Below are 25,136 nucleotides of genomic sequence, written 5' to 3'. Positions count from 1 at the left end.
GCCAAAGCAATCCCGTTCCCCCTGTATCTGGAAAATCCCCTATGTCCGTAGGCCTGATCGCCCTCCTCGATGATATCGCCGCGCTTGCAAAGCTCGCTGCAGCTTCCCTCGACGATGTGGGCGCCGCCGCGGGCAAGGCGAGCGCAAAAGCGGCGGGCGTGGTTATTGACGATGCCGCCGTGACGCCACGCTACGTGACCGGCCTCAGCCCTGAACGCGAGTTACCGATCATCGCGCGGATCGCCATTGGCTCCCTCCGAAACAAGCTGCTTATCTTGCTCCCCGCCGCATTGCTGCTCAGCGCCTTTGCGCCCTGGGCTCTCACCCCACTGCTGATGCTTGGCGGGTCGTATCTTTGCTTTGAGGGGGCGGAAAAGCTGATCGAGAAATGGCTGCCGCATGGCGACGGACATGACGATGATGCTCCGGTCAGCGACGATCCCACCCATATCGAACAGTCCACCATATCGGGCGCGGTGCGCACGGACCTCATCCTGTCCGCCGAAATCATGGCGATCGCGCTGGCGAGCGTCGCGCACTTGCCGCTCTGGGAACAGGCCGTCATTCTGGTCGTGGTCAGCCTGCTCATTACCGTGGGCGTTTATGGGGTCGTGGCGTTGATCGTGAAGCTCGACGATATCGGCCTGCATCTGTGCAAGGGGGAGACCGCCGCGTTGCAGCCCGTGGGGCGCGGACTGGTGCAGGCGATGCCCCATGTGCTGACGGCCCTGACGGTAGCGGGGACCGCAGCGATGCTTTGGGTCGGCGGCGGAATTGTGGTGCACGGGTTGGAAACGCTGGGGATTGGATTTCCCGGTCACCAGATCGCGGAACTGGCGCATCACCTGTCGGAAGGCACCGGTGCGTTTGCGCCCGTTGCCGAGTGGTTCGTCCATGCGTTCGGCTCGGCCCTTGCCGGACTGGTGCTGGGTGGCATGATCGCCTTGCTATGGATGGGCTTCAACAGGCTGCGGCGCTAGGGCAGACCCGCCTACCGCTTGACCTTACCACGCGGATTGTTGCTGTGCCGGATATTCTTCGGCCGCCCCTGCCGCTTGAAAGGACGAGTGCCGCCGGGCTTTCTGTCCCGCCCGCCCCGCATCGGCAAATGACTGGCTCCTTCGGGCAGCTCGAAACGCAGTGTCCCGCCGATCGGATCAGCCTCAACCAGCCGTAGCGCGATGTGCTGGCCAACCGTGTAGGTATCGCCACTGCTCTCCCCCTCCAGCGTGCGGGACGCTTCGTCATAGCGGAAGCGCTCTGCCCCCAGCGTGGACACCGGCACCAGACCGTCCCCGCCCAGGTCCTTGATCGTGGCAAAAAACCCGAAGCTCTGCACACCGGTGATCTTCGTATCCATCACCGTACCGACATGCTCCGAAAGATAGGCGGCAACGTAACGGTCCACCGTCTCCCGCTCGGCTTCCATCGCGCGCCGCTCATGCTGGCTGATGAGCTCGCCTATCCGCGCCATATGCGAGCGGTCTTCACCGCTCAGCCAGCTATGCTCCGGGATCGAGCGGTCCTGTGGCGCGGGCATTTCCAGATCATAGGCGCCGACGAGCGCGCGGTGCACCAGCAGATCCGCATAACGCCGGATGGGCGACGTGAAATGCGCATAGCTCCCCAGCGCAAGCCCGAAATGTCCGGCGTTCTGTGGGCTATAATAGGCCTGCGTTTGGCTGCGCAATATCTGCTCCATTGCGGGCAGGCGCTGTTCCGTTTCGGCGAGCTTGTGGATCAGCCGGTTGAACGTACCCGGCGTCACAACCTGGCCCAGTGCAAAGGGCACGTCGATGCTTGCGAGATATTCCTTCAACGCGACGAGCTTCTCGCGCGAGGGCGGTTCGTGCACGCGATACATCACCGGCGCGACCTTGGCCTCCAGCGCCTTGGCCGCGGCGACGTTCGCCGCGATCATATACTCCTCGATCAGCCGGTGCGCGTCCAGGCGCTCGCGCACCGCAACGCTCATGATCCGCCCCGCCTCGTCCAGCACCACGCGCCGTTCAGGCAGGTCAAGTTCCAACGGCCCACGCGCATCCCGCGTCTTGGCCAGCACGTGCCAGCAGGCCCATAAAGGGCGCAGAGCGACATCAGTGAGGTCATGCGGCTTTGTGCCGTCAATGGCGGCCTGTGCATCCTCATAGGGAATGTTCGCGGCAACACGGATGACAGCGCGCGAAAAGCGCCAGCTCTTCAGCTTCCCCTTTTCATCGATGGTGAGGTGGCACGCGAGCGCTGCCCGGTCCTCACCCGCGCGTAGCGAGCATTTGTCCGACGAGAGCGCATGCGGCAGCATCGGCACCACAAGATCGGGGAAATAGACGCTGTTGCCACGCTTGCGCGCCTCGCGGTCGATCAGGCTGCCAGGCCGCACATAATAGGACACATCGGCAATCGCGACGATCGCGCGAAACCCGCCGGGATTGCCCACATCCTCGTCCTCGGCGGCCCACACCGCGTCGTCGAAGTCGCGCGCGTCGACCGGATCGATCGCGACGATCGGCAGATGACGCAGATCCTCCCGCTTGTCGTTCGCGACGGGCAGCGCTGACACCCGCCGCGCTTCGTCTTCCACACCCTCGGCAAAAACGTTGGGAATATTGTACTTGTGGATTGCGATCATGCTGAAGGATCGTGGCGCGAACGGATCACCCAGGATCGTATCGACCCGCGCACTGAGGCGCGGCGGTCGTCCGCTGACCTCTGCCAGCACAAGGTCGCCGTGTTGCGCACCATTAAGATCGGCAATGTGCGGGCGGACGCGGATCTTCTTGTCCACCGCGCGCAGATAGGGACGCTGGTCCTCGCCGACCTCGACGACGCCGAGGAAAAGCTCCTCACTTTTGGCGAGCACCTTCATCGGGTGCGCGATCATGCCGTTGCCCGCTTCCTCAGTACGCGCGAGAATGCGGTCGCCCACGGCGAGCGCTCCGCTGCGGCGCCCCCGTTCGATGACCCGAAGGCGCGGCGGCGCCATGCCTTCGGCTTCCCACCGCTCCGGTACGGCAAGTGGCTGACTTCCGTCGATGTCGACGATGCGCAGCACCGTGACCTTGGGCACGCCGCCGAGCTTATGGAACGCACGCCCCGGGCCAATGTCGATCAGCCCCTCGTCCGCCATATCCTTGAGCAGCGCCTTGAGCAGGATCTTTTCCTGCCCGTGCAATCCGAACGCCTTGGCGATCTCACGCTTGCCGGCGGGGGTACTGCTGGACTGGATGAACTCCATCACGTCTTGCCGTGACGGCATTCCTGCGGGACGGATTTTGGAGGATTTTGGCCGGGCAGACTTGCCGACGCCAGACTTGGGAGGATTGGGCATGACCCGGTATAGGAAGGCGCGTGCCCCCTGACCAGCCCCTCACCCACTGTTGCCGGGGAAACAGGTGGCCTAGACTTCGCTCTCGATGCAGCCGTACCAGCCGAGCCCCGCATAGGTCTCGTACCCCGGCGTTAGGGCATAGGACACCAGTCGCTTGCCATTTTGGTAGAAACCCATCGGGCCTGTGGGCTTGAGCGGATAGGTTTCATTGAGCTGGCACTCGCCGATCGATGACGCGATGATCTGGTGCTTGGCGTTCAGGAGCATCACCCGGGTCTTCGTCCGCTCCTCGTCCGTGAGGGCGACGCCCTCCACGATATCGCGTGCCTGCGGTTCCCAGTCAAAGAAGATGCCAAGCACACCCAGCGGCCGCCCGTTGACCCGCCCACCCTCGCGGATGGCGGTCGAGTAGATCGCCGTCTGTGCATTTTGCAACGCGGTCGTGCGGGTGATATCGCACACTGCGAAATCATCGCCGTTGCTGGTTTGCATGCCCTTGCGAAACCACTCGTTGGCTGAAACATTCTGGCCGATCACCCCGCCGTAGCGGTCACCCCGCCCGTGCGCCACGATGCGCCCTTCTCGATCGGCGATCCAAAGGTCAAGATAGACGGTGTAGGATCGCAGGATGGTGGCCAGCCGTTCGCTTGCATAGGCGCGCGCATCGTCGGTCGGGTCCGCGACCGCGTTTACCACCGCGCTGTCGGTCGCCCACCAGCGCACGTCGCATGACCGTTCGTAGAGGTTGCGGTCGATGATCTCGACCACATTGCGGGACATGTCGGCAAACCGCTGCCCGCGAAAATCAATCATCATCTGCCGTCCGGCGGTCTCAATCTGCGCCGTGTTATTGGCGATCTCGCTTTGCAACTGCGAGGACAACAGGTTCACTTCGCCCGCAACGACACCCATTTCCCGCGCCACCACGGCAAAGCCCTGCCCTGCCGTTCCCGCACGCGCCGCTTCCAGCCGCGCGTTCATCGACAGCATTTGCGTGCGCGTCATGATCCGGTCGAGGACCGAGATCTTTTCCTGCGTGACCTTAGCGACTTCGAAAGCGAGTTTGAGAACGTCGTCTTGCATAATTTAAGATCCATCCCAGCGATGAATCCTCATCCTGATGTTCCCGCTCTTTGGCGGATGACATCAGGCTATCGTGTCATTGGTTAAAATCCAATAACCATGCAGACAAAAACGATCTTCAAGTCCCTGAAATCGCAATGCAATGGTTTGCATTGTCGCGTTGCGGTGACAAGTATCAGTAGCTGCGACCCACGAGCACCCGTTCAACGGCTACATTTCCGGTGAAGATGCATGTGCCGCTCGCCGGAAGCGCATCGACCGGCACGTTCCGCAAAGTCAATTTGCGTGCTTTCAGCCATTCGACCACCGCGTCCAATTCTGCTCCGGTCGGCTTGCTCCAATTCACCTCAGCCCAGCCCGGACGCGGGCTTGCTTCAAAGAAGGCCGAGAGCGCATCGGCGTCGAGGATGTCGCGCACAATGTTGGCGTCCAGCCGCTCCCGCGCCGTGCGGTACAGGCTCGACTGGATATCGGCCAGTTGCGCAGACAGACCGGCGACAAAGTCCCCGCGCGCCATCACTGCGCTATCCAGCTTGCCTGCCTCATTGTAGAGCCGGTCCCGCCGGATGACCGAAACATTGCCGCCCGCCATATCGCGTCCGCCGACCTCTACGATCACGGGAGCGCCTTTTTTGACCCAGCCCCAGCGCTTGTTGGTTGCCTTGGCTGCCTTGCGGTCGAGCAGCACACGCACCGGCTCGCGGAATGCGTCCTGCGCCTCGATCTCCCGCGCGATCTCCGCGCAATAGGCAAGCAGCGCGTCGTCTTCCGCCGTGTCGCGCAGCATCGGCACGATCACGACCTGCCATGGCGCGAGGCGCGGCGGCACGCACAGGCCGTCATCATCGCCATGCGTCATGATAAGGCCGCCAATCATGCGGGTCGACACACCCCAGCTTGTCGTCTGCGCCAGTTCCTGCGCGCCTTCGCTGTTCTGGAACCGGATGTTCTGAGCGGCGGAGAAGGTAGTGCCAAGGAAATGGGATGTCCCGGCCTGCAGCGCCTTGCCATCCTGCATCATCGCTTCGATGCTGTAGGTCGACACCGCACCGGGGAAACGCTCATTCTCCGGTTTCTCGCCCGCCACTACCGGCATGGCAACGATGTCCTCGGCAAAGCGGCGATAGACTTCCAGCATTCGGAGGGTTTCCTCGCGTGCTTCGGCTTCGGTAGCATGGGCAGTATGCCCCTCCTGCCAGAGGAATTCGGTGGTGCGCAGGAACATGCGGGTGCGCATTTCCCAGCGCACGACATTGGCCCACTGGTTGATGAGTACCGGCAGGTCGCGCCAGCTCTGCACCCAGCGCGAAAAGGCCGCGCCGATCACCGTCTCCGATGTCGGCCGTACAACCAGCGGCTCCTCCAGCTTCGCATCCGGATCCGGAACCAGCCGCCCATCCTTCTGGATCAACCGGTGGTGGGTGACGACAGCCATTTCCTTGGCAAAGCCATCGACATGCTCGGCTTCCTTCTCGAAGTAGGACAGCGGGATGAACAGTGGGAAATAGCAGTTCTCGTGCCCGGTCCGCTTGATTTCCGCGTCGAGCTGCCGCTGCATCTGTTCCCATATGCCATAGCCCCACGGGCGGATGACCATGCACCCACGCACACCGGATTCTTCCGCCATGTCGGCTTCGCTGACGACCGCCTGATACCAGGCGGCGAAATCCTGTTCACGAGTAACGGAAAGAGCGTGTTTCAAGACGAAAGACCTGTTGTCGGGAGTTGCGGACATGACGCCCATAAGCAACCGGACGCGCCAAGTCGAGGGGCCGGATTTCGCGCGCCCCTTCCCGGCAAACAGCGATCCCCATAGAGGTCGCTATTCAGGGTTCGAGGCAGCGTTTTGAACTCCCGCCCCCCGCTTGGACGGTGATAATGGAGAAGGACTGGAAGCGGGTTGCGTTCAGCCCAGCTTGTCGATCTTGGCGTTCAGCGCTTCGAGTTGCGACTTAAGCTGAGCGATCTCGTCGTCCTTGTCTTCCGCGCTGGTCTTGGGCGCGACGGGCATCGCTGGGACAACACCCTTGAAGGCGCTGGTCGCAGCTTCGAACATTTCCATATTCCGCTTGGTGATCTCGGCGAGCGGGCCGGTGGCGAATGCACCCTTCATCGCTTCCTGAAACTGGAGCTGGTTCTTGCGGAACGCTTCCATGGACGCTTCGAGATATTGCGGAACCATCGACTGCATCGAGTCGCCATACATAGAAATCAACTGGCGCAGAAAATTGACCGGCAGCATGTTCTTGCCGCGCTGCTCTTCTTCCATGATGATCTGCGTCAGGACGTTGTGGGTGATGTCCTCGTTCGTTTTCGCGTCTACGACGACAAATTCGCGTCCCTCGCGTGTCATCTGCGAAAGAAGTTCGAGAGTGATGTAGCTCGACGTCTCGGTATTATAAAGGCGACGGTTCGCGTATTTTTTAATAGTGACGGGAGTCGAATCTCCTGCGACCTTATTTTGTGCCATGTCTGAAACTCCTGAACGCCATGATCCTGCAATAGCATTAAATAATGTCGCGCCGCAACATGGCCCGCGACCCCTCCCGCTATTTCTCGCGATGCTTTGGGAGGAAACGCAAAACCATCCCGAAACGAGACAATCCGCCTTGATCGGACTGCGCAAATATCAGGAAGCGTTGCGGCACCGCGATACGACGGACCGTCCCATCCATGCTGCGCAAAAACGCGCAAAAATTCATCACCTTGGAACAGACGGGTCGAGAAAGGAGCGCACACCGATCGTGCTCGTTCCGTCGCTCGTCAACCCGCCATCCATTCTCGACCTCTCGTCGCGCAAGTCACTGGCCCGGTTTCTTGCCGCGCAGGGGCACGACCCGTGGCTGGTCGATTGGGGCACGCCGGGGCCGGAAGACGCCATGCTCGACCTGGCCGGGCATGTCGAACAACTGCTGCTGCCTCTCCTCGCGACGCTGGATCACCCCCCGATCCTCGTTGGCTATTGCCTGGGGGGCACACTTGCCCTGGCCGCGGCGGGGCCGTCCGCTGCGCGGGCCGTCGTCACCGTCGCCACACCTTGGGACTTCACCGGCTATCCCGATACGGAGCGTGAACGCCTCGCCCGATTGTGGAACAACGCTAAGGAACAGTGCGAACGCCTGGGCTATGTCCCGATGGAGGTACTGCAGTCCGGCTTCTGGGCGCTGGATCCGGCGCGGACCATTCGCAAATATGCCCATTTCGCCCAACTGGACGAGGCGAGCGAAGCCGCCCGCGCCTTCGTCACGGTCGAGGACTGGGCCAATGACGGACCCCCGCTCACCTGGGCTGCCGCACGGGACCTGTTCGTGCGGTTCTATTCCGAAAACGCGACCGGCACCGGGTCGTGGGACGTGATGGGATCGATCGTCGATCCTGCCGCACTTGCCTGTCCCACCCTCTCGATCCGTTCGACCACCGACCGCATTGTTCCCGCTGCCGCCGCCCCCATATTACAGGAACGGCTCGATCTCGGGCTCGGCCATGTCGGCATGATCGTGAGCGATCGCGCGCCTGCAACGCTGTGGGAACCCCTCTCCGCATGGCTATCCAAATGGGATCGATGTTGCTAAAGGGCGCCGCATCAGCGGTCGCTGCCCTTCATCTCAGGAGTTTGGTCTATGTCCGATATCGTCGTCACCGCCGCAAAGCGCACTGCCGTCGGCAGTTTCCTGGGCGCCTTTGCCGCAACGCCTGCGCATGAGCTCGGCCGCGTTGCGATCGAGGCCGCCATTGCTCAGGCAGGCATAGAGCCAGGCGATGTCGATGAAGTGATCCTGGGGCAGATCCTCACCGCGGGGCAAGGCCAGAACCCTGCGCGTCAGGCGGCGGTCAACGCCGGCATACCGGTCGAGCGCACTGCGATCGGCATCAACCAGATTTGCGGATCGGGCCTGCGCGCGGTAGCCCTCGCAGCGCAGTCGATCGCGGTCGGCGACACGAAGATCATGCTCGCCGGAGGACAGGAAAGCATGTCCATGGCGCAGCATGCGCAGAACCTGCGGAGCGGTATTAAAATGGGCAACGCCAGTCTGGTGGACACGATGGTTTTCGACGGCCTGACCGACGCGTTCAACAACTATCACATGGGCATGACGGCGGAAAATCTGGCCGAACAGTACCAGATTACGCGCGACGCGCAGGACGCGTTTGCGGTCGCAAGCCAGAACAAGGCAGAAGCCGCGCGCTCGGCGGGCCGCTTTGTGGACGAAATCACGCCGGTAACGATCAAGGGCCGCAAGGGCGACACTATCGTCGACCAGGACGAATATATCCGCTCGGGCGCCACGCTCGAAGCAATGCAGGCGCTGCGTCCCGCGTTCAAGAAGGATGGTACGGTGACTGCCGGGAACGCGAGCGGTATCAACGACGGCGCGGCGGCGCTCGTTCTGATGTCTGCGGACGAAGCGGCCCGCCGCGGCTCGACGGTTCTGGGCCGGATCGCGTCCTGGGCGACCTGCGGCGTCGATCCTTCGGTCATGGGCATCGGTCCCGCACCCGCCAGCCGCCGAGCGCTGGCAAAGGCAGGCTGGACCGTCGACGATCTGGACCTGATCGAAGCCAATGAAGCCTTTGCGGCGCAAGCACTTGCGGTCGGCAAGGAGCTGGGCTGGAACCCGGAAAAGGTGAACGTCAACGGCGGCGCGATCGCAATCGGCCATCCCATCGGCGCTTCGGGCGCGCGCGTCCTTACCACGCTGCTCTACGAAATGGGCCGTCGTGATGCGAAGAAGGGCCTAGCCACGCTCTGCATCGGTGGTGGCATGGGCATCGCCATGTGCATCGAGCGGTAACAGCCGCATGTATTTTTGAAGCGCTCCGTCCCGGGCAGGAACACAAGCGTACAACACCTACTCGGTGGAGGTGCGTCTTTGATGGGCAAATGTCTTCCGGGGCGCGCGTCTGTATCGTGTCTTTAAAATGGCGATGAGACATACGCATCTAGATTGACGTGATTTACGTCGTGTTTAGCATATTTGTGCATAGGCTCGCGGTAAATAGTCACGGGCTTACATCATGCGCTATGAGAATTTTCTCCATTGGTCGGTCTTCATCGCGGGCACCATTGTGTTGATCGGGATGCTGATGACCGGCTTGGGGGTAAGTATCGGCCAAGTTTCTTCTGTTGCAGTGAACTACGGTGCTTCGTCTCTTGCCGCTGCGAGATTCCGTCCTGTCAATCTGATCTGGTTCACACGGCTCATTCATAGCCTCGAAAGTTTGAGCGTTTTTTTCATAATCACGTTTTTTGGAATTGTTGCTTCCTACATGGCAGCACAAGTGAGCGAAGGCTGGCGGGATCACCAATTATTGTCAGTGGATCGAAATATGGGTTTTAACTGGCGCTCATATTGGAATTTCACAATGAGTCATGACATTTATCGATTGGCACTTGATTTAGGCTATACTTCCATAAACATATTACCTGTTTTTCTAATTATAGCTCTCAACATTTTTAACAAGAGATCGGTCGCTGCGCATTTCATTCTTACATATGCACTATCACTTGGTATCACAGTTATCATTTTTCTATTTTTTCCAGCAAAGTCAGCTGCCGTTGAAATACTCGGAATGTCGACGCCAAATCTTCCGAGAGCTGGCACCGAACACATACCGATCATCGAGGCGCTCAGGAATGGAGAGATGACGAACGTGGCACTTGAACGGAGTTCGGGACTGATAGACTTTCCGAGCTTCCACGCCTCCTGCGCTGTCATGTTCGCATGGTTCGCATGGCGGCTACCGGGAATAAGATGGGTATATCTCGTGCTTTGCGGGCTGATGTATCTTGCTACTCCCATACAAGGCGGTCACTATTTCATTGATGTGCTGGCAGGCACGGTGATAGCCTTCCTGTGCATCAAAGGCGTGCCCCTGATAATTTCCCGTATAAACGTCGCTGACGTTCACGCAGTCGAATCAACGATCCAATCCGGTCTGGTTTCTGGTGGGCTTACGGCTGCTGCGTCGGCACCACGGTCGGCGCGGGGGTGACATCCTTGGCGCTGAGCGCCGCCTGCGGCGCGGCGCGCTTGTCGATCATCGTTTCGAGCTGTGCCACCTGCGGGCAGGGGCCACGGCACAGCGTCTTGACCTTGGACAGCGCCTCGCGCGCCTTCGCTATTGCGCCCTTTTCGGCCAGAGCCTGCACGGTTCCACCCAGCGCGTCCATGTCGGCAGGATCGAGCGTCAGCGCGCCGTCGTAAAGCCGCAGCGCCTTCCCCTGCAAACCCTGCAGCCGCGCCACTTCGGCGAGTGCGATGAAGGCTTTGCGGTTGCGTGGGTCAACAGCAAGCGCGCTTTCATAGGCATCGTTGGCTTCTTGCAACGATCCCGCCGCGCGCGCTGCATTGCCCTTGGCCAGCCATTCGAGCGACAGCGGCGTAATCTGCGAATCCGGGCGCTGGCTGACGCCGACGCTCGATACCGTCGCGAGTAGCGCCGCCAGTGCCAAAGTCGCCGGGGTAAAGCGCATTATCGTCTCCCACATGTCCCGCTTGCCAGTTCCGCCTGCCGAGAACCGCTCGTTCGTCATCCCTGCACCAGCGCCGCAATGAAGAACCCATCCGTGCCATCATGCGCAGGGCTTAGCAAGCGCCCTTGGCCCCATTCGCGCCCGATTTGCGTCGAAATCGGCTCGGCTTGCCAATCGGGGTGCCGGGCGAGAAACGCGTCGACCTGCGCCCGCCCCTCTGCATCGGTGAGTGCGCAGACCGCGTAAACCAGTCGTCCGCCCCTCTTCACCAGCGGCACGGCAAGATCGAGGATACGCGCCTGTTCCGCAACCAGCCGGTCCAGCCGCTCAGGCGTTAGCCGCCAGCGGGCTTCGGGATTGCGCCGCCAGGTACCCGTCCCCGAGCAGGGCGCGTCGATCAACACGACATCCGCCTGTCCCGAGAAGGGAGACAGGCTCTCCGCTTCCCGTCGAATATCGAGCAACAGCGTCTCGATATTCCCGGCCCCTGCCCGCCGCGCCCGGTCGGGCAGGCGCGAGAGGCGTGCGCGGGATGTGTCCGCCGCAACGATCCGCCCCTCGCCTCCCATGGCAGCGGCAAGCGCGAGCGTCTTGCCGCCCGCCCCGGCGCACAGATCGATGACGGTCATGCCAGGCCGCGTTTGGCAGATCTGTGCGATCACCTGGCTGCCCGCATCCTGCACCTCGGCGAAGCCAGCGGCATAAGCAGCCGATTGCTCGACCTTTGTGCCGTCCGGCAAACGAAGCGCGTAGGGAACGCCATCCACGGCTACCGCCTCGGGAAACTCGGCTCGCACGGCGTCCGGATCCGCTTTCAACCTGTTGACGCGGATGTCGAGCGGCGCGCGCTGGAGCAGCGCCATCTGCTCCCCCTCATCGATCAGCGGCGCAAGATGCCCCCTGATCCAGCCCGGCAGCACAGTGAGCGGCGTTCCCTCCTCGCCTTCCCCTCGGGGCGCGGCGCCATAGGGCGATCCGTCGAACAGTTCATCGAGAGCGGAATCATCATCAGCCAGCCCCAGCATCGCAGCGCGCCCCGAAGCCGGGCGCTCGCCGCTGCGACGGATCGCGCGATAGACCAAATCGGTGACGAACCGGCGGTCCTTCGACCCCGCATAGCGCCGCGCCTTGAAATAGCGCACGATAAGGGTATCGGCCGCCGCCCCGCCATCGCGCGCAGCTGCGATGATCTCGTCAAGCAGCTCGATCGCGGCCTGAACCCGTGCGGCCGGTGTCATCGAACAGGCTCAGCGGGTCGGATAATTGGGCGCTTCCCGGGTGATGGTAACGTCGTGCACATGGCTTTCCGACAAGCCGGCATTGGTGATCTGCACAAAGCGCGCGCGCTCCTGCAAATCCTTGATCGTGCGGCTACCGGTATAGCCCATCGCGGCCTTCACGCCGCCAACGAGCTGATGAATGACATCGCGCGCCGGCCCCTTGAACGGCACCTGCCCCTCGATCCCCTCGGGAACCAGCTTCATCTGGTCCTTGATGTCCTGCTGGAAATAGCGGTCGGCGCTGCCGCGCGCCATCGCGCCGACACTGCCCATGCCGCGATAGCTCTTGTAGGCGCGACCCTGATAGAGGAACGTTTCGCCCGGCGCTTCTTCGGTCCCGGCCAGCAGCGACCCGATCATCACGCAACCCGCGCCCGCCGCCAGCGCTTTTGCCACGTCGCCGCTCGTCCTCAGACCGCCGTCGGCAATCACCGGGATACCTGATTTAGCCGCTTCTTCCGCCGCATCCATCACCGCCGTCAACTGGGGCACACCCACGCCCGCGACCACGCGCGTGGTGCAGATCGATCCGGGTCCGATGCCAACCTTCACGCAGTCCGCCCCGGCATCGATCAGCGCCCGGGCTGCTTCGGCGGTGGCAACATTCCCCGCGACCACCTGCACATGGTTCGACAGTTTTTTCACCGCGTCGACCGCCGCCGAAACCATCTTGCTGTGGCCATGAGCGGTATCGATAACGATGAGGTCGCATTCCGCGTCGATCAGCGCTTCGGTCCGTTCCAGCCCCTTGTCGCCCACGGTGGTCGCTGCGGCGACGCGCAGACGTCCGGAGGCATCCTTGGTCGCCTTCGGATAGGTGACGGCTTTTTCGATGTCCTTCACCGTGATGAGCCCGATGCAGCGATAGGCATCGTCAACTACCAGCAACTTTTCGATCCGGCGTTGATGCAGCAGGCGGCGCGCTTCTTCCTGTCCCACACCCGGTCCAACCGTTGCCAGGTTTTCGTGCGTCATCAGCTCACTGACCGGCTGCTGCGGGTTTTCTGCAAAGCGTGTGTCGCGATGGGTGAGAATACCGACAAGCTTGCCGCTGTCCTCAACGACAGGAATACCGGAAATGCGATGCCGCACCATCAGGGTCTGCGCATCGGCAAGTGTCGCGTTGGGGGTGATCGTGATCGGGTTGACGACCATCCCGCTTTCGAACCGCTTTACTGCGCGGACCGCCGCCGCCTGCTCCTCGACCGAAAGGTTACGGTGCAGCACCCCGATGCCACCCAGCTGCGCCATGACGATCGCCATATCGGCTTCGGTGACAGTATCCATCGCCGAGGAAAGAATCGGTATATTGAGCCGGATGCTCTTGGTTACCTGCGTGCTGGTATCCGCCTGGCTCGGAAGAACGTCGGATTCGCCCGGTTGCAGCAACACATCATCAAAGGTGAGGCCAAGGCGGATATCCATGGAAATGCCACTCTTTCATACCAGCAGGGTTAACGTGGCGGCCCATGTAACCATTTCGGCTGCGCGGGGCTAGTGGCTGCGCATACAAATTTCCCGAACAGGCCTACCCGTCGCCCCGGTTCGCCTCCGCGCGGGCGATCAGCGCGCGGGCTTGCTCGACATGCATGGCCTCGATCATCTGCCCTTCATGCCGTTCCGCGCCGCCGGTCGCCGCAGCGATCAGCCGCCGCGCGGTTTCCAGTTCTTCCTCCGACGCCCCGAAAACCGCGTTTGCCGGGCCGATCTGGTTCGGGTGAACGAGCGTCTTGCCGTCAAAACCGATCACCCGCCCTGCGCGACATTCCGCTTCGAAGCCCACCGCATCATCGATCCGGTTAAAGACGCCGTCGAACACCGCGACGCCCGCCAGCCGCGCGGCGAGGATGACCGACTGCATCGCATAGGTCAGGCCTTCGCGACCCGCATCCAGCGGAATGCGCAGATCGCGCCGAAGATCGTTGTTTCCCATAAATAGCCCCACGACCCCCGGCGCCTGCGCGATCTCCCGTGCGTTTGCCACGCCGAGAGGCGATTCGATCATCGCAATCACCGGCTTTTCAAGGGCGCCATGGACCGCCTGCACGTCACGGGGATGCTCAGCCTTCGGCAAGACGATGATATCGGCCTGAATCCCGCGCACTGCAGCAAGATCATCGGCATGAAACGGGCTGTCCACCGCGTTGATCCGCACGGCCCCGATCCGATCACCAAATCCCGCCGCAAACGCTTCCGCCAGAGCGGTGCGCGCTTCACCCTTCCGTTCGTCCGGCACCGCGTCCTCCAGATCGAGGATCACCATGTCGCACGGCAGGCCTCTGGCTTTATCGATGGCGCGCGCGTTGGAGGCAGGCAGGAACAGCAACGAACGGGCGTGCGACAACAGCATCGGGGGCATCCTCCGGCATGGACCGTAATATCGCTTCCCCCCTCTCCCAAATAGCGGCATAGTTAAAGCGAATTTTCAGGGGAGAGATCGTGATGGGCGCGACAGCCGCATTCATGCTGGTACTGCTGGTGATGATCTATCTCGCCGCCAGCATCAAGATCGTCCGGCAGGGCTATCAATACACGATCGAGCGATTCGGCCGCTTCACCGAAGTCGCGCGGCCCGGCCTCAATTTCTATCCCGCCTTTTTCTACAATGTCGGCCGCAAGATCAACATGATGGAGCAGGTCGTCGACATCCCGGGGCAGGAGATCATCACGAAGGACAACGCGATGGTCAGCGTGGACGGCGTGGTGTTCTTTCAGGTGCTCGACGCGGCCAAGGCAGCCTATGAAGTGTCCGAACTCTATGTTGCGATCATGCAGCTTGCGACCACCAATCTGCGCACCGTGATGGGTTCGATGGATCTGGACGAAACTCTGTCCAAGCGAGACGAGATCAACGCCCGCCTGCTTTCGGTGGTCGATCACGCCACTAACGCCTGGGGCATCAAGATTACCCGGGTGGAGCTGAAGGACATCCGTCCCCCTGCCGATATCGTCAACGCGATGGGACGACAGATGAAGGCGGAGCGGGAAAAGCGCGCGTCCATTCTTGAATCCGAAGGCATGCGTGCATCGGAAATCCTGCGCGCCGAGGGGCAGAAGGCGGCCCAGATCCTCGAAGCCGAGGGGCGCCGCGAGGCTGCCTTTCGCGATTCGGAAGCCCGCGAACGCGAAGCGGAGGCCGAAGCCAAGGCAACGCAAATGGTGTCCGACGCGATCGCGGCCGGCAATCCGCAGGCGCTTAATTACTTCATTGCGCAAAAATATGTCGATGCCATCAGCCAGTTCGCAACATCGCCCAACGCCAAGACGATCCTGTTCCCGGTCGAGGCGACCCAGCTCATCGGCACGCTCGGTGGCATCGGTGAGCTGGCGCGGGAAGTGATAGGAAGCGGCACGCCGCCAACGGGTGGATCATTGGGGGCAGACAAAGCAACTCCGCCCACGCGTCGCGGCCCGTTCGAGAAGGCATAACTATGCCCTTCCTTACCTCAGTCGATTTCCATGATCACTGGTGGTGGCTGATCCTCGCTGTCGTTCTGGCGATCGGCGAAGTGTTCATGCCCGGCATCTTCCTGATCTGGGTGGCCATCGCGGCGGCGCTCACGGGCCTGATCGCCATGGGCATCGACATCAGCCTGACGGTGCAGTTTCTGCTGTTCGCCGTGCTGTGCCTTTTGGCGACATGGGGCGGACGGCGCTGGTATGCTGACAACCCGGTTCCGTCGCAAGACCCCCTGCTCAACGATCGCACCGCCCGTATGATCGGTGAGGTGGTGATGGTCGTCGACGCGATTGACGGCGGCCATGGGCGCGTGCGGGTGGGCGACAGTGTTTGGAACTGCAAGGGTCCGGATGCGCCGGTTGGCACGCACGTGCGGGTTGCCGGAGGGGACGGCGCTACTCTGATTGTAGAACCGATCTGACGTTTCGCGCGGCACTGAAACATTTCCTATACCGTCCAACAGCCATAATCATTTGCGGTTTTTCGTCGACATCGCCATTTGGCCAGCATGGCTGAAGCTCCATCTTCTTCTGCAGGTACGGTCTATCTCGTCGGCGCGGGTCCGGGCGATCCCGATCTGCTGACGCTGCGCGCCGCGCGCTTGATCGGCGCGGCGAGGCTGGTGGTGCATGACGGGCTGGTCGATGCCGCAATTCTGGCGCTCGCACCCGCCGACGCGGAAAAGATCTCCGTCGCGAAGAGCCGGGACCGCCACACGCTGCCGCAGGACGCCATCAACGCGTTGATCGTGCGCGAGGCGCTGGCGGGCCGGGACGTTATCCGCCTGAAGGGCGGCGATCCGTTTGTATTCGGGCGTGGTGGCGAGGAAATGGAAGCCTGTCGCGCGGCTGGCGTTCCTGTCGAAGTGGTTCCCGGGATCAGCGCGGCAATCGGCTGCGCAGCGCAGGCGCAGCTGCCGCTGACGCATCGGGGCCGGGCCAGCGCGGTGACATTCGTCGCCGGGCAATGCAAGGGCCTGACCGACCAGAACTGGGCGGGCCTCACCGGGCCGGACCGCACCCTCGTCATCTATATGGGCATCGCGACAGCGGCCGATGTCGTCGCCAAGCTGATCGGCGATGGCCTGTCTCCGGATACGCCCGTCGCCGTCATCGAGAAGGGCACACGCAGTGACAGCCGCGTGCTGCGCACCAGCCTCGTCGATCTGGCTCCGGTTATTGCGCAGGAAAGGGTGCAGAGCCCCGCCCTGATCGTGGTAGGCGATGTCGTCCAGGACGCGATTGCACAGGACATTTGGGCGGACCTGCCCGCGAAAATGGAGAAATTTGCGTGAAGTTGCTAACGGGGAATGATCTGGCGAGCGGCGATGTGATCTGGTGGACCGGGTCCGGCTGGTCGCGCCATGTGGCTGATGCCGTCGATGTCGGTGCGGAGGGCGATGCCCTGCTGGCAAGCGAAAGTGCCGCACGGCGCGTTAACGCCGCCTATGTCATCGACGCCGAAGCGACTACCGCCGGCCCCCTGCCCCTCCACATCAAGGAGCGCATTCGCGCCAGCGGGCCGACGGTGCGCGCCGATCTTGCCATCAACACTGAAATTCCGATCGTAAAGGCCTGACTATGTATAGCTATGACAAATTCGATCAGGCGATCGTAAACGCCCGTGTCGAGGAATTCCGTGATCAGGCGCGCCGTCGCCTTGCTGGGGAACTGACCGAGGATCAGTTCAAGCCGCTCCGCCTGACGAACGGCCTCTATCTGCAGCTTCACGCCTATATGCTGCGCGTCGCGGTGCCCTATGGCACACTGTCCGGCCCGCAGATGCGGATGCTCGGGTCCATCGCGCGCAAATATGACAAGGGCTATGGGCATTTTACCACCCGGCAGAACATCCAGTATAACTGGATCAAGCTGGAGGACGCGGCCGACATCCTCGCCGATCTGGCGACGGTCGAGATGCACGCCATCCAGACCAGCGGTAATTGCATCCGCAACATCTCCGCCGACCAATATGCCGGTGTGGCCGCCGACGAAATAACCGATCCCCGTCCCTGGGCCGAGCTGCTGCGCCAATGGTCGAGCTTCCACCCGGAATTCAGCTATCTGCCGCGCAAGTTCAAGATCGCGGTGATCGCGTCCACGCAAGACCGTGCGGCGATGCGCCTGCACGACATCGGGCTGGAACTGGTCGAGCGCGACGGTGTGGTCGGCGCGCGGGTGTTCGTCGGTGGCGGCATGGGCCGCACGCCGATGGTCGCCCCGGAAATACGCGACTTCGTGACTGAGGACGAGATCATTTCCTATGTCGAGGCATGCCTGCGCGTCTACAACCGCTATGGCCGCCGCGACAACAAGTACAAGGCGCGGATCAAGATCCTTGTCCACGAACTGGGCGCCGACGAATATCGCCGTCAGGTCGAGGAAGAGTTTGCGCAGATGAAGGCGCTCAAGCTCGATCCTCCCGTCGAGGAACTGGCACGCATTCGCGCGCATTTTGCCGATCCGGCCTACGAAACCGGACTGTCGGATACCATCGACCGTTCGGACCCGGACTTCGCCCTGTGGGTCGACCAGAATGTCGCCGCCCATAAGCAACCCGGCTATTCGATCGTGAACATCAGCCTGAAACCCGTAGGCGGTATCCCCGGCGATGCGTCGGCCGATCAGATCGAGTTGATGGCCGACCTCGCCGAACGCTATTCGCTCAACGAACTGCGCGTGACCCATGCGCAAAACATTGTGCTGCCCTATGTAAAGACGGCGGATCTGAAGGCGCTGTGGACCGAGCTGGACGCGGCGGGGCTCGCTCCGGCGAACCTCGACCTCATTACCGATATCATTGCCTGCCCCGGCCTCGATTATTGCAGTCTTGCCAATGCGCGCTCGATCCCGGTCGCGCAGAAGATCGCCAAGCGCTTCACGGACAGCGGCAAGGAGAAGACGATCGGCGAGCTGAAGCTGAAGATTTCGGGCTGCATCAATGCCTGCGGCCACCATCATGCCGGGCACATCGGCATATTGGGCGTCGACCGGAAGGGCACGGAGAATTACCAGCTGCTGCTCGGCGGATCGGGCGCGGAGGATGCGTCGCTCGGTACGATCACCGGCCCCGGCTTTGATGAAAACGGTATCGTCGATGCGATCGAAAAGGTGACCGACCTTTATCTCGCGCAACGTGAGGGGGACGAACGGTTCCTCGATACCTACCGCCGTCTGGGCATGGCTCCGTTCAAGGAGGTGATTTATGGGTGAGATTGTGAACTTTCGCGAGGACGCGCCCGCGTCCGAAGTGCCGGTATCGCTCGAAGCGTTTCTGGGTGCGTCAAATGCGACGGCCGTGCGGATCGAGCCGGGCGAAGACGCGCGCGCACTCCTGCCGCAGCTGGACCGGATCGCCCTGATCGAGGTGAGCTTCCCCGCCTTTGGCGACGGGCGCGGCTATTCCTCCGCACGCATCCTGCGGGAAGCTGGCTACACCGGCGAACTGCGCGCATCCGGCGATGTGCTGGTCGATCAGGTTCCGGCAATGCGCCGCGTAGGATTCGATACGCTCGCGCCCAACGCGCCCATTGACCGCGCGGTGATGGACCGGATGCTGACCCTCTACGATGACGTCTATCAGAAGACCGTCGATGGCCGTGTGCCCGTCTGGGCGAAGCGGCACCCCGAGGCCGCTCATGGGTGAAGCCATTCGCACACGCGACATCATTGATGCCCGTCCCGTCTTCACGCAGGAGCAGGCCGATGCCCTGAATGCGCGGTTTGAAGGTGTCGACACGCCCACGATGCTGCGCGCCCTGTTCCGCGAAAGAACGCTGGGCCGGGTCGCGGTGGTCTCGTCGTTCGGTACGGAGAGCGCCGTGCTGCTGCATCTGGTCGCCCAGGCGGACCGGAACGTGCCGGTGATCTTCGTGGACACGCTCAAGATGTTTCCCGAAACGCTGGCCTATCGCGAAACGCTCATCAAGGCGTTCGGCATCACGCACAGCGAAGTGGTCACGCCGCTCGCCGACGTCATTGCGGCAAAGGATGCCAATGGCCTGCGCTGGTCGTTCGACCCGGACGGCTGCTGCGAGATCCGCAAGGTCGAGCCACTGGCCCGTGCCAAGCAGGGGCTGGATACCTGGATTTCAGGGCGCAAGGCGTTTCAGTCGCAGACACGCCAAAACCTGCCCCGGTTCGAGATCGAGGACGGCCGTTTGAAGCTCAACCCGCTGGGCGACTGGACCAAGGATGATCTGGAAGCCTATTTCGCGGAATATGATTTGCCGCGCCATCCGCTGGAAGCGCAGGGCTATCTGTCGATCGGTTGCGAACCGTGCACCTCCAAGGTGATGCCCGGTGAAGACCCGCGCGCGGGCCGCTGGCGCGGATGGGACAAGGTGGAGTGTGGTATCCACACGCCGCTGCCCGGACAGGCGGATCCCGATGATCCGGCCAATATGCCGGTATTCTGAAGGCGGGTTCTTACGCCCACACAATCACTGTTCGTGTCGAGCGCGGTCGAGACAGGTTACGCACCTGGTTCTCGACTGCGCTCGAACCGAACGGAGCCAGGAAGCGTAGCCCGCTCCGCTCTTCGCCCTTGCCAAACCTTGCCTGTCACGCCATAGCGCGCCGCAGCAACAGGTTCCCGGAAACGGGATTCAAAGGGAACCCGGAAGCGGCTTTGCCGTAATCCGGGGCTGCCCCCGCAACTGTAATCGGCGAGTTTGCGCTCGTTCATGCCACTGGGCCAACAGCCTGGGAAGGTGGAGCGCCGACGATAACCCGAGAGCCAGGAGACCTGCCTGTCGCTGTCGTTCTTTCGCGCGGGCGGGGTGTACCGGGTGAACGAGGGACTTTCCTCGCGTGACGACAGAACGGGTCGTTGGCGAAGGACAATGCACACAGCATCGGTCGGCGTCGCGATCCTTTTGATGGTTATCAAAGGGGGATTTCCCATGCGTACTTTATTCTGGATTTCATCTTTAGCACTTACGTCCTTGTCCACACCCGCCTTCGCCGAGCCTGATGCCGGAGCGGGCGATGCCATCGTGGTCACTGCCGGGCGCACCGAGCAGCCGCTTTCGCAGGTCGGGTCGTCCGTCACGGTCATCGACGCCGCACAGATCGAGCAGCGGCAGACCGCCGTCGTGCTCGATCTGTTGCGTACCGTGCCGGGAACAACCATCGCGCGCAACGGAGGGGTCGGTAACCTGTCCTCCGTGTTTCTGCGCGGTGCATCTGCGGACCATACGGTGGCGTTGATCGACGGGGTGAAAATCAACGATCCGTCCGCCACCGCTGCGGGCTATGATTTCGGACGCATGCTGATCGGCAATATCGACCGGATCGAGATCGTGCGCGGATCGCAATCCGTCCTGTGGGGCAGCCAGGCGATCGGCGGCGTGGTCAACATGATCACCCGAGAACCCACTGAGGACGTGCATGCCACCGGGCGGGCCGAATATGGCTACCGCAACACCGCCGATGTGGTCGGCAACGTGTCGGGCAAGTTCGGCCCCGTATCGGCCAGCGTGGGCGGCGGATATTACCGGACGGACGGCGTCTCTGCCTTCAACGAAGACCGCGGCGGCCGGGAGAAGGACGGCTATCGCCAGTTTGGCGCCAATGCCAAGGTCTCTGTCGCTTTGTCCGAGGCGATTTCGGTCGACCTGCGCGGATGGTACACGGACGACCGCGCGGAGATCGACGGGTTCGCCTCCACTCCGCCCTTCGCGTTTGGGGATACGGACGCATACACCAAGAACAAGCAGTTGGTCGGATATTCCGGACTCGACGTGGCGCTGTTCGACGGCAAATTCCGCAACCGTTTCGGCTATGCCTATACCCGTATCGACCGCGACAGTTATGACCCGGCAGGCACGCCGAAGCTTCAGGATGATGCACGCGGCCGCAATGAACGCTGGGAATATCAGGGTGTCGCGGATCTGACCCAGGGCGTGCTCGCCACGTTTGGCGCGGAAACCGAAGAGTCGGCATTCCGCGATGTGTCGGACTTTGGCTTCGGTGCTGACCGGGTGTCGGGCCGTTCGCGCCTGACGAGTGTTTATGGCCAGCTAAGCGTCACGCCAACGGCGGGGCTGACGCTCACCGGCGGCGCGCGTTATGACCACCACAACGACTTCGGCGGCAAGACGAGCTTCGCGGGAAATGTCGTGTATAGCCCGAACGGCGGATCGACGACCCTGCGCGCCAGCTATGGAGAAGGGTTCAAGGCACCGTCGCTCTATCAACTCTCCAGTATTTACGGCAACACGGCGCTGCGGCCGGAAACATCGAAAAGCTGGGACGTGGGCGTAACGCAGCAGGCGCTGGACGGCGCGATCGTGGCGAGTGCCACGTGGTTCGATCGCAAGACACGCAACCTCATCGACTTCACGTTCTGCAACGCACTTAACGATCCGTCTCCGCTGTGCGTCAACACCGGTTTTGGCGTGCTGTTCGGCTTTTACGACAATGTCCGCGCGGCCAAAGCGCACGGGCTGGAGCTGACGCTCACGCTGAAGCCGGTCGAGGCCCTGACCCTGCAATCGAACTACAGCTACGTTGCGTCGACAGACCGGACAACCGGCCTCGACCTGCAGCGCCGCCCGCGCCATTCGGTCAACAGCGCGATCGATTATCGCTGGCCGTTCGGACTTTCGACCGGGGCGACGATCACCCATGTCGGAGCGAGCTTTGACGATGTCGCGAACAACCGCAAGTTACAGGGCTATGTGCTCGTCGACCTGCGCGCTTCCTTCCCGTTGACGCAACAGCTGGACGTCTACGGTCGCGTCGAAAATCTGTTCGACAGTGAATATGAGACGGCGCGGCTTTATGGCTCGCTGGGGCGCGCCGCCTATGTGGGTGTGCGGCTGCGCTATTGACGCAAGCATCGGGCGGCGCGACCCTCGAGAGCCGCGCCGCCTCCTTTTCAGGGAACTGCCGACTGATGCGATTCGCCCTCCTCTTTCTCGCCTTTGTGCTTGCCGGTTGCGGCAGCCGAGGGACGAACCGGATCGTGCAGCAGGACCGTGCCGTGCCCCAGCGAATCGTATCGATGAACCCGTGCGTCGACGCGGTGCTGATGGAAATCGCCGATCCCGCGACGATTGCCGGAATCAGCCATTATTCGCAGGATCCCCGCGCCACATCGATCCCTCTCGATCAGGCGCGCCGCTTTTCGGCCGTGTCGGATGAGGCGGAGGATATTGTAGCGCTGCGTCCCGATCTGGTCATCGCGGGCAGCCATGTTTCCATTCAGACAATCGCCGCGCTGAAGCGTCTCGGTATCCCTCTGATGCAGCTCGGTGTGCCGGCCAGTGTGGCGGAAGACAAGGCCCAGATCAGCATGATTGCGGCGCGGATCGGTCGTAAGCCGCAGGGCGAACGCCTGAATGCAGCTATCGCGCGCGCTCTCGCCGCCGCGTCTCCGCCAGAAGGCAAACCCATATCGGCGATGATTTGGCAGAGCAGTGGACTGGTTCCGGGCACCGGAACACTGGCCGACGATCTGCTCACGCGGACGGGGTTCAGCAATGAGAGCGCCCGCATGGGCCTGCACCAATGGGACATATTGCCGCTGGAAGATCTGTTGACCCGTCCGCCCCCGGTCCTGCTCTCCGGCACGGCGTCCATGGACCTGGGCGATGCCGACGCGAACCGGATGCTGAACCACCCGGCGCTGCGCATGGCGGGCAAGCGTATTCGCACGGCGGACTATCCGGCAAACCTGCTTCATTGCGGGGGTCCGGTGATCATTCGAGCGGCGGCGCGCCTGGCAACGATCCGCCGAAATGTACAGGACACGACCGGATGAGTCGCGCGGTAAAGCTCAATCTGACGCTGGCCGTTGCGACCGGCCTTGCGATGCTGCTGTCGCTGATGGCAGGGCGGCACTGGATACCCTTCGACCATTGGTGGGGCGGCGATCTCTCTTCGCTTGTTATCATGCAATTGCGCCTGCCCCGCGCTTGTGTCGGCCTGCTGGTCGGGGCGAGCCTCGGCATGGCGGGGGCGGCGATGCAAGGCTATCTGCGAAATCCCCTCGCCGATCCGGGCCTGTTCGGTATCTCATCGAGCGCGGCGCTGGGCGCGGTGGCATCGCTCTATTTCGGTTATGTGGCCTCGCCGCTGATCCTTCCCTTCTTCGCGCTCATCGGCGCGGCGGGTGGCATGGGCGCGCTATCCCTGCTGGCGGGGCGATCGGGGAGCCTGACGCTGTTCACCCTTTCGGGCGTGATCCTCTCCAGCCTGACCGGCGCGCTCACCAGCCTGCTCATCAGCCTTGCTCCCACGCCCTTTGCGTCCTCCGAGATCGTGACATGGCTGATGGGTGCTTTGGTTGACCGGAGCTGGGACGATGTGCGCATCGCCATCCTACCGATGGCGCTGGGGATGGTGGCGCTGCTATGGGCCGGGCGCAGCCTCGACGCGCTCACGCTGGGTGAGACCACGGCGCGCTCGCTTGGTATCGACCTGCGTCACCTGCAGTGGCTAATGCTGGCTGGCGTCGGCCTGACGGTCGGGGCATCCGTGGCGATTACCGGCATTATTGGATTTGTGGGACTGGTCGTGCCGCATCTGGTGCGCCCGCTGGTCTGCAACCGGCCCTCGGCGCTGCTGGTCCCTTCGGCATTTGCCGGGGCACTGCTCGTCATTCTGGCCGATAGCGCGGTGCGGATCCTGCCGAGCGCGTCGGAAGTGCGGCTCGGCATCGCGATGTCAGCGCTGGGGACGCCCTTCTTCCTGGCGCTGCTCTACAAGATGCGGCGGGACATCGCGTGATGGACCTGCGGGCCGAGCATCTCACTTTCACGCGGCGCGGGCGAACAATCCTGCGCGATGTGTCACTGCGTATGGAACGCGGCACGGTGTCCGTCATCATCGGTCCCAATGGCGCGGGGAAATCGACCCTGCTGTCGTGTCTCGCGGGCCTCCACATCCCCTCAAGCGGTGATGTGCGGCTCGGCAACGCATCGCTGGGCAGCCTGACGCACCGTGACCGGGCGCGGCGGATCGGGCTTCTTGACCAGAAGGCGGATATCCACTGGAACATCGAGGCGCGCTCGCTGGTGGCGCTGGGCAGACTGCCACATCAGGGCCGCTGGGGACCGGACGCGACGGACGAGGCGGCCATCGATCAGGCAATGGCACGCACAGACTGTGTCCATCTCGCCCACCGTCCGGCGCAGCAGCTTTCCGGCGGAGAGCAGGGCCGCGTGTTGCTGGCGCGCGTTCTAGCGGGAGAACCGGAATGGCTGCTCGCCGACGAACCCCTCGCAAACCTCGATCCGGTCCACCAGATCGACGCCATGGCTTGCCTGCGCGATGTCGCGGCGAGCGGTGTCGGCGTGGTCATGGTCCTCCATGATCTCACGCAAGCCGCGCGGATCGCCGACCAAGTCATTGTCATCGATCAGGGACAAGTGGCCGCCGCCGGACCTCCCGATGCCGTCCTGACGCCGGACCTGTTCGGCGACGTTTTCCGGGTCCGGGTGCATGTCGATACGGGGCCGGACGGACGGCCGATCCTGACGCCCATCGGTCGCGCGGATTAGCC

The 25,136-nt window shown here is 62.5% G+C and carries 23 protein-coding genes and 1 riboswitch; of the genes, 15 read left to right on the top strand and 8 right to left on the bottom strand.

The genetic code is table 11. From position 1 onward, the window contains the following. The first annotated feature begins 41 nt into the window (after positions 1–41). On the top strand, positions 42–980 hold the full coding sequence (locus tag FHS92_RS01245) for a DUF808 domain-containing protein (RefSeq protein WP_184076783.1): 939 nt from the start codon (positions 42–44) through the stop codon (positions 978–980). Positions 981–991: 11 nt separating this feature from the next. Here FHS92_RS01245 and FHS92_RS01240 read toward each other — a convergent pair whose 3' ends face one another. The 4 genes from FHS92_RS01240 to phaR form a co-directional block, all read right to left on the bottom strand. Next, entirely contained in the window at positions 992–3,328 is a 2,337-nt protein-coding gene (locus FHS92_RS01240; RefSeq protein WP_184076781.1) for a ribonuclease R family protein, read from the bottom strand. Positions 3,329–3,397: 69 nt separating this feature from the next. Further along, positions 3,398–4,411, bottom strand: a complete 1,014-nt coding sequence (locus FHS92_RS01235; protein WP_184076779.1) for a methyl-accepting chemotaxis protein — start codon at positions 4,409–4,411, stop codon at positions 3,398–3,400. Between the two features lie 175 nt (positions 4,412–4,586). Next, the gene (locus FHS92_RS01230) at positions 4,587–6,113 is read right to left on the bottom strand and encodes an aminoacyl--tRNA ligase-related protein (RefSeq protein ID WP_425506213.1); all 1,527 of its coding nucleotides are present in this window, start codon (positions 6,111–6,113) and stop codon (positions 4,587–4,589) included. Positions 6,114–6,317: 204 nt separating this feature from the next. Continuing rightward, complete coding sequence (gene phaR, locus FHS92_RS01225; RefSeq protein ID WP_184076775.1) at positions 6,318–6,881, bottom strand: polyhydroxyalkanoate synthesis repressor PhaR; 564 nt, start codon at positions 6,879–6,881, stop codon at positions 6,318–6,320. On the opposite strand from phaR, the gene FHS92_RS01220 reads away from it, so the two are divergent. The 3 genes from FHS92_RS01220 to FHS92_RS01210 all read left to right on the top strand — a co-directional run bounded on the left by FHS92_RS01220 (position 6,880) and on the right by FHS92_RS01210 (position 10,405). Continuing rightward, complete coding sequence (locus FHS92_RS01220) at positions 6,880–7,983, top strand: alpha/beta fold hydrolase (RefSeq protein WP_425506212.1); 1,104 nt, start codon at positions 6,880–6,882, stop codon at positions 7,981–7,983. The genes phaR and FHS92_RS01220 overlap by 2 nt on opposite strands. A 48-nt stretch (positions 7,984–8,031) precedes the next feature. Continuing rightward, a complete protein-coding gene (locus tag FHS92_RS01215; RefSeq protein WP_184076771.1) occupies positions 8,032–9,204 on the top strand; it encodes an acetyl-CoA C-acetyltransferase in 1,173 nt (390 codons plus the stop codon). 223 nt (positions 9,205–9,427) lie between these two features. Further along, positions 9,428–10,405 carry a phosphatase PAP2 family protein gene (locus FHS92_RS01210; RefSeq protein ID WP_184076769.1) on the top strand — a complete coding sequence of 326 codons (978 nt, stop codon included), beginning with the start codon at positions 9,428–9,430 and terminating at the stop codon, positions 10,403–10,405. Here FHS92_RS01210 and FHS92_RS01205 read toward each other — a convergent pair. The 4 genes from FHS92_RS01205 to FHS92_RS01190 form a co-directional block, all read right to left on the bottom strand. Then, entirely contained in the window at positions 10,365–10,886 is a 522-nt protein-coding gene (locus FHS92_RS01205; RefSeq protein ID WP_184076767.1) for a tetratricopeptide repeat protein, read from the bottom strand. The two genes, FHS92_RS01210 and FHS92_RS01205, sit on opposite strands and share 41 nt — an antisense overlap. A 56-nt stretch (positions 10,887–10,942) precedes the next feature. Then, positions 10,943–12,124, bottom strand: coding sequence for an RsmB/NOP family class I SAM-dependent RNA methyltransferase (locus FHS92_RS01200; protein WP_184076765.1), 1,182 nt, complete (start codon positions 12,122–12,124; stop codon positions 10,943–10,945). A gap of 9 nt (positions 12,125–12,133) precedes the next feature. After that, positions 12,134–13,591 carry an IMP dehydrogenase gene (gene guaB, locus FHS92_RS01195; protein ID WP_184076762.1) on the bottom strand — a complete coding sequence of 486 codons (1,458 nt, stop codon included), beginning with the start codon at positions 13,589–13,591 and terminating at the stop codon, positions 12,134–12,136. A gap of 103 nt (positions 13,592–13,694) precedes the next feature. Beyond that, a complete protein-coding gene (locus FHS92_RS01190; RefSeq protein ID WP_184076760.1) occupies positions 13,695–14,516 on the bottom strand; it encodes an HpcH/HpaI aldolase/citrate lyase family protein in 822 nt (273 codons plus the stop codon). Between the two features lie 92 nt (positions 14,517–14,608). Between FHS92_RS01190 and FHS92_RS01185 the strand changes: the two genes are divergently transcribed. The 11 genes from FHS92_RS01185 to FHS92_RS01135 all read left to right on the top strand — a co-directional run bounded on the left by FHS92_RS01185 (position 14,609) and on the right by FHS92_RS01135 (position 25,134). Further along, entirely contained in the window at positions 14,609–15,595 is a 987-nt protein-coding gene (locus FHS92_RS01185) for an SPFH domain-containing protein (RefSeq protein ID WP_184076758.1), read from the top strand. A gap of 2 nt (positions 15,596–15,597) precedes the next feature. Next, positions 15,598–16,047, top strand: a complete 450-nt coding sequence (locus FHS92_RS01180) for an NfeD family protein (protein WP_184076756.1) — start codon at positions 15,598–15,600, stop codon at positions 16,045–16,047. A gap of 87 nt (positions 16,048–16,134) precedes the next feature. Beyond that, on the top strand, positions 16,135–16,920 hold the full coding sequence (gene cobA, locus FHS92_RS01175; protein WP_184076754.1) for a uroporphyrinogen-III C-methyltransferase: 786 nt from the start codon (positions 16,135–16,137) through the stop codon (positions 16,918–16,920). Beyond that, positions 16,917–17,204: a DUF2849 domain-containing protein gene (locus tag FHS92_RS01170; protein ID WP_184076752.1), complete on the top strand. Its 288-nt coding sequence runs from the start codon at positions 16,917–16,919 to the stop codon at positions 17,202–17,204. The genes cobA and FHS92_RS01170 overlap by 4 nt, the downstream gene beginning before the upstream one ends. A 2-nt stretch (positions 17,205–17,206) precedes the next feature. Continuing rightward, entirely contained in the window at positions 17,207–18,838 is a 1,632-nt protein-coding gene (locus tag FHS92_RS01165; RefSeq protein WP_184076750.1) for a nitrite/sulfite reductase, read from the top strand. Further along, a complete protein-coding gene (locus FHS92_RS01160; protein WP_184076748.1) occupies positions 18,831–19,271 on the top strand; it encodes a DUF934 domain-containing protein in 441 nt (146 codons plus the stop codon). Before FHS92_RS01165 ends, FHS92_RS01160 begins: the two co-directional genes overlap by 8 nt. Further along, positions 19,264–20,043, top strand: a complete 780-nt coding sequence (locus FHS92_RS01155; protein WP_184076746.1) for a phosphoadenylyl-sulfate reductase — start codon at positions 19,264–19,266, stop codon at positions 20,041–20,043. Before FHS92_RS01160 ends, FHS92_RS01155 begins: the two co-directional genes overlap by 8 nt. 153 nt (positions 20,044–20,196) lie before the next feature. Next, positions 20,197–20,394, top strand: a riboswitch (cobalamin riboswitch). A gap of 135 nt (positions 20,395–20,529) precedes the next feature. Then, complete coding sequence (locus FHS92_RS01150) at positions 20,530–22,461, top strand: TonB-dependent receptor plug domain-containing protein (protein WP_184076744.1); 1,932 nt, start codon at positions 20,530–20,532, stop codon at positions 22,459–22,461. A gap of 65 nt (positions 22,462–22,526) precedes the next feature. Next, entirely contained in the window at positions 22,527–23,393 is an 867-nt protein-coding gene (locus FHS92_RS01145) for an ABC transporter substrate-binding protein (protein ID WP_184076742.1), read from the top strand. Beyond that, on the top strand, positions 23,390–24,361 hold the full coding sequence (locus tag FHS92_RS01140) for a FecCD family ABC transporter permease (RefSeq protein WP_184076740.1): 972 nt from the start codon (positions 23,390–23,392) through the stop codon (positions 24,359–24,361). Before FHS92_RS01145 ends, FHS92_RS01140 begins: the two co-directional genes overlap by 4 nt. Next, positions 24,361–25,134 carry an ABC transporter ATP-binding protein gene (locus tag FHS92_RS01135; protein ID WP_184076738.1) on the top strand — a complete coding sequence of 258 codons (774 nt, stop codon included), beginning with the start codon at positions 24,361–24,363 and terminating at the stop codon, positions 25,132–25,134. Before FHS92_RS01140 ends, FHS92_RS01135 begins: the two co-directional genes overlap by 1 nt. The last annotated feature ends 2 nt before the right edge of the window (positions 25,135–25,136 follow it).

The organism is Sphingobium subterraneum, from assembly GCF_014199435.1.
In the GTDB taxonomy this organism is placed as follows: Bacteria; Pseudomonadota; Alphaproteobacteria; order Sphingomonadales; family Sphingomonadaceae; genus Sphingobium; species Sphingobium subterraneum.
This window is presented reverse-complemented; position numbering and strand designations above follow the sequence as displayed.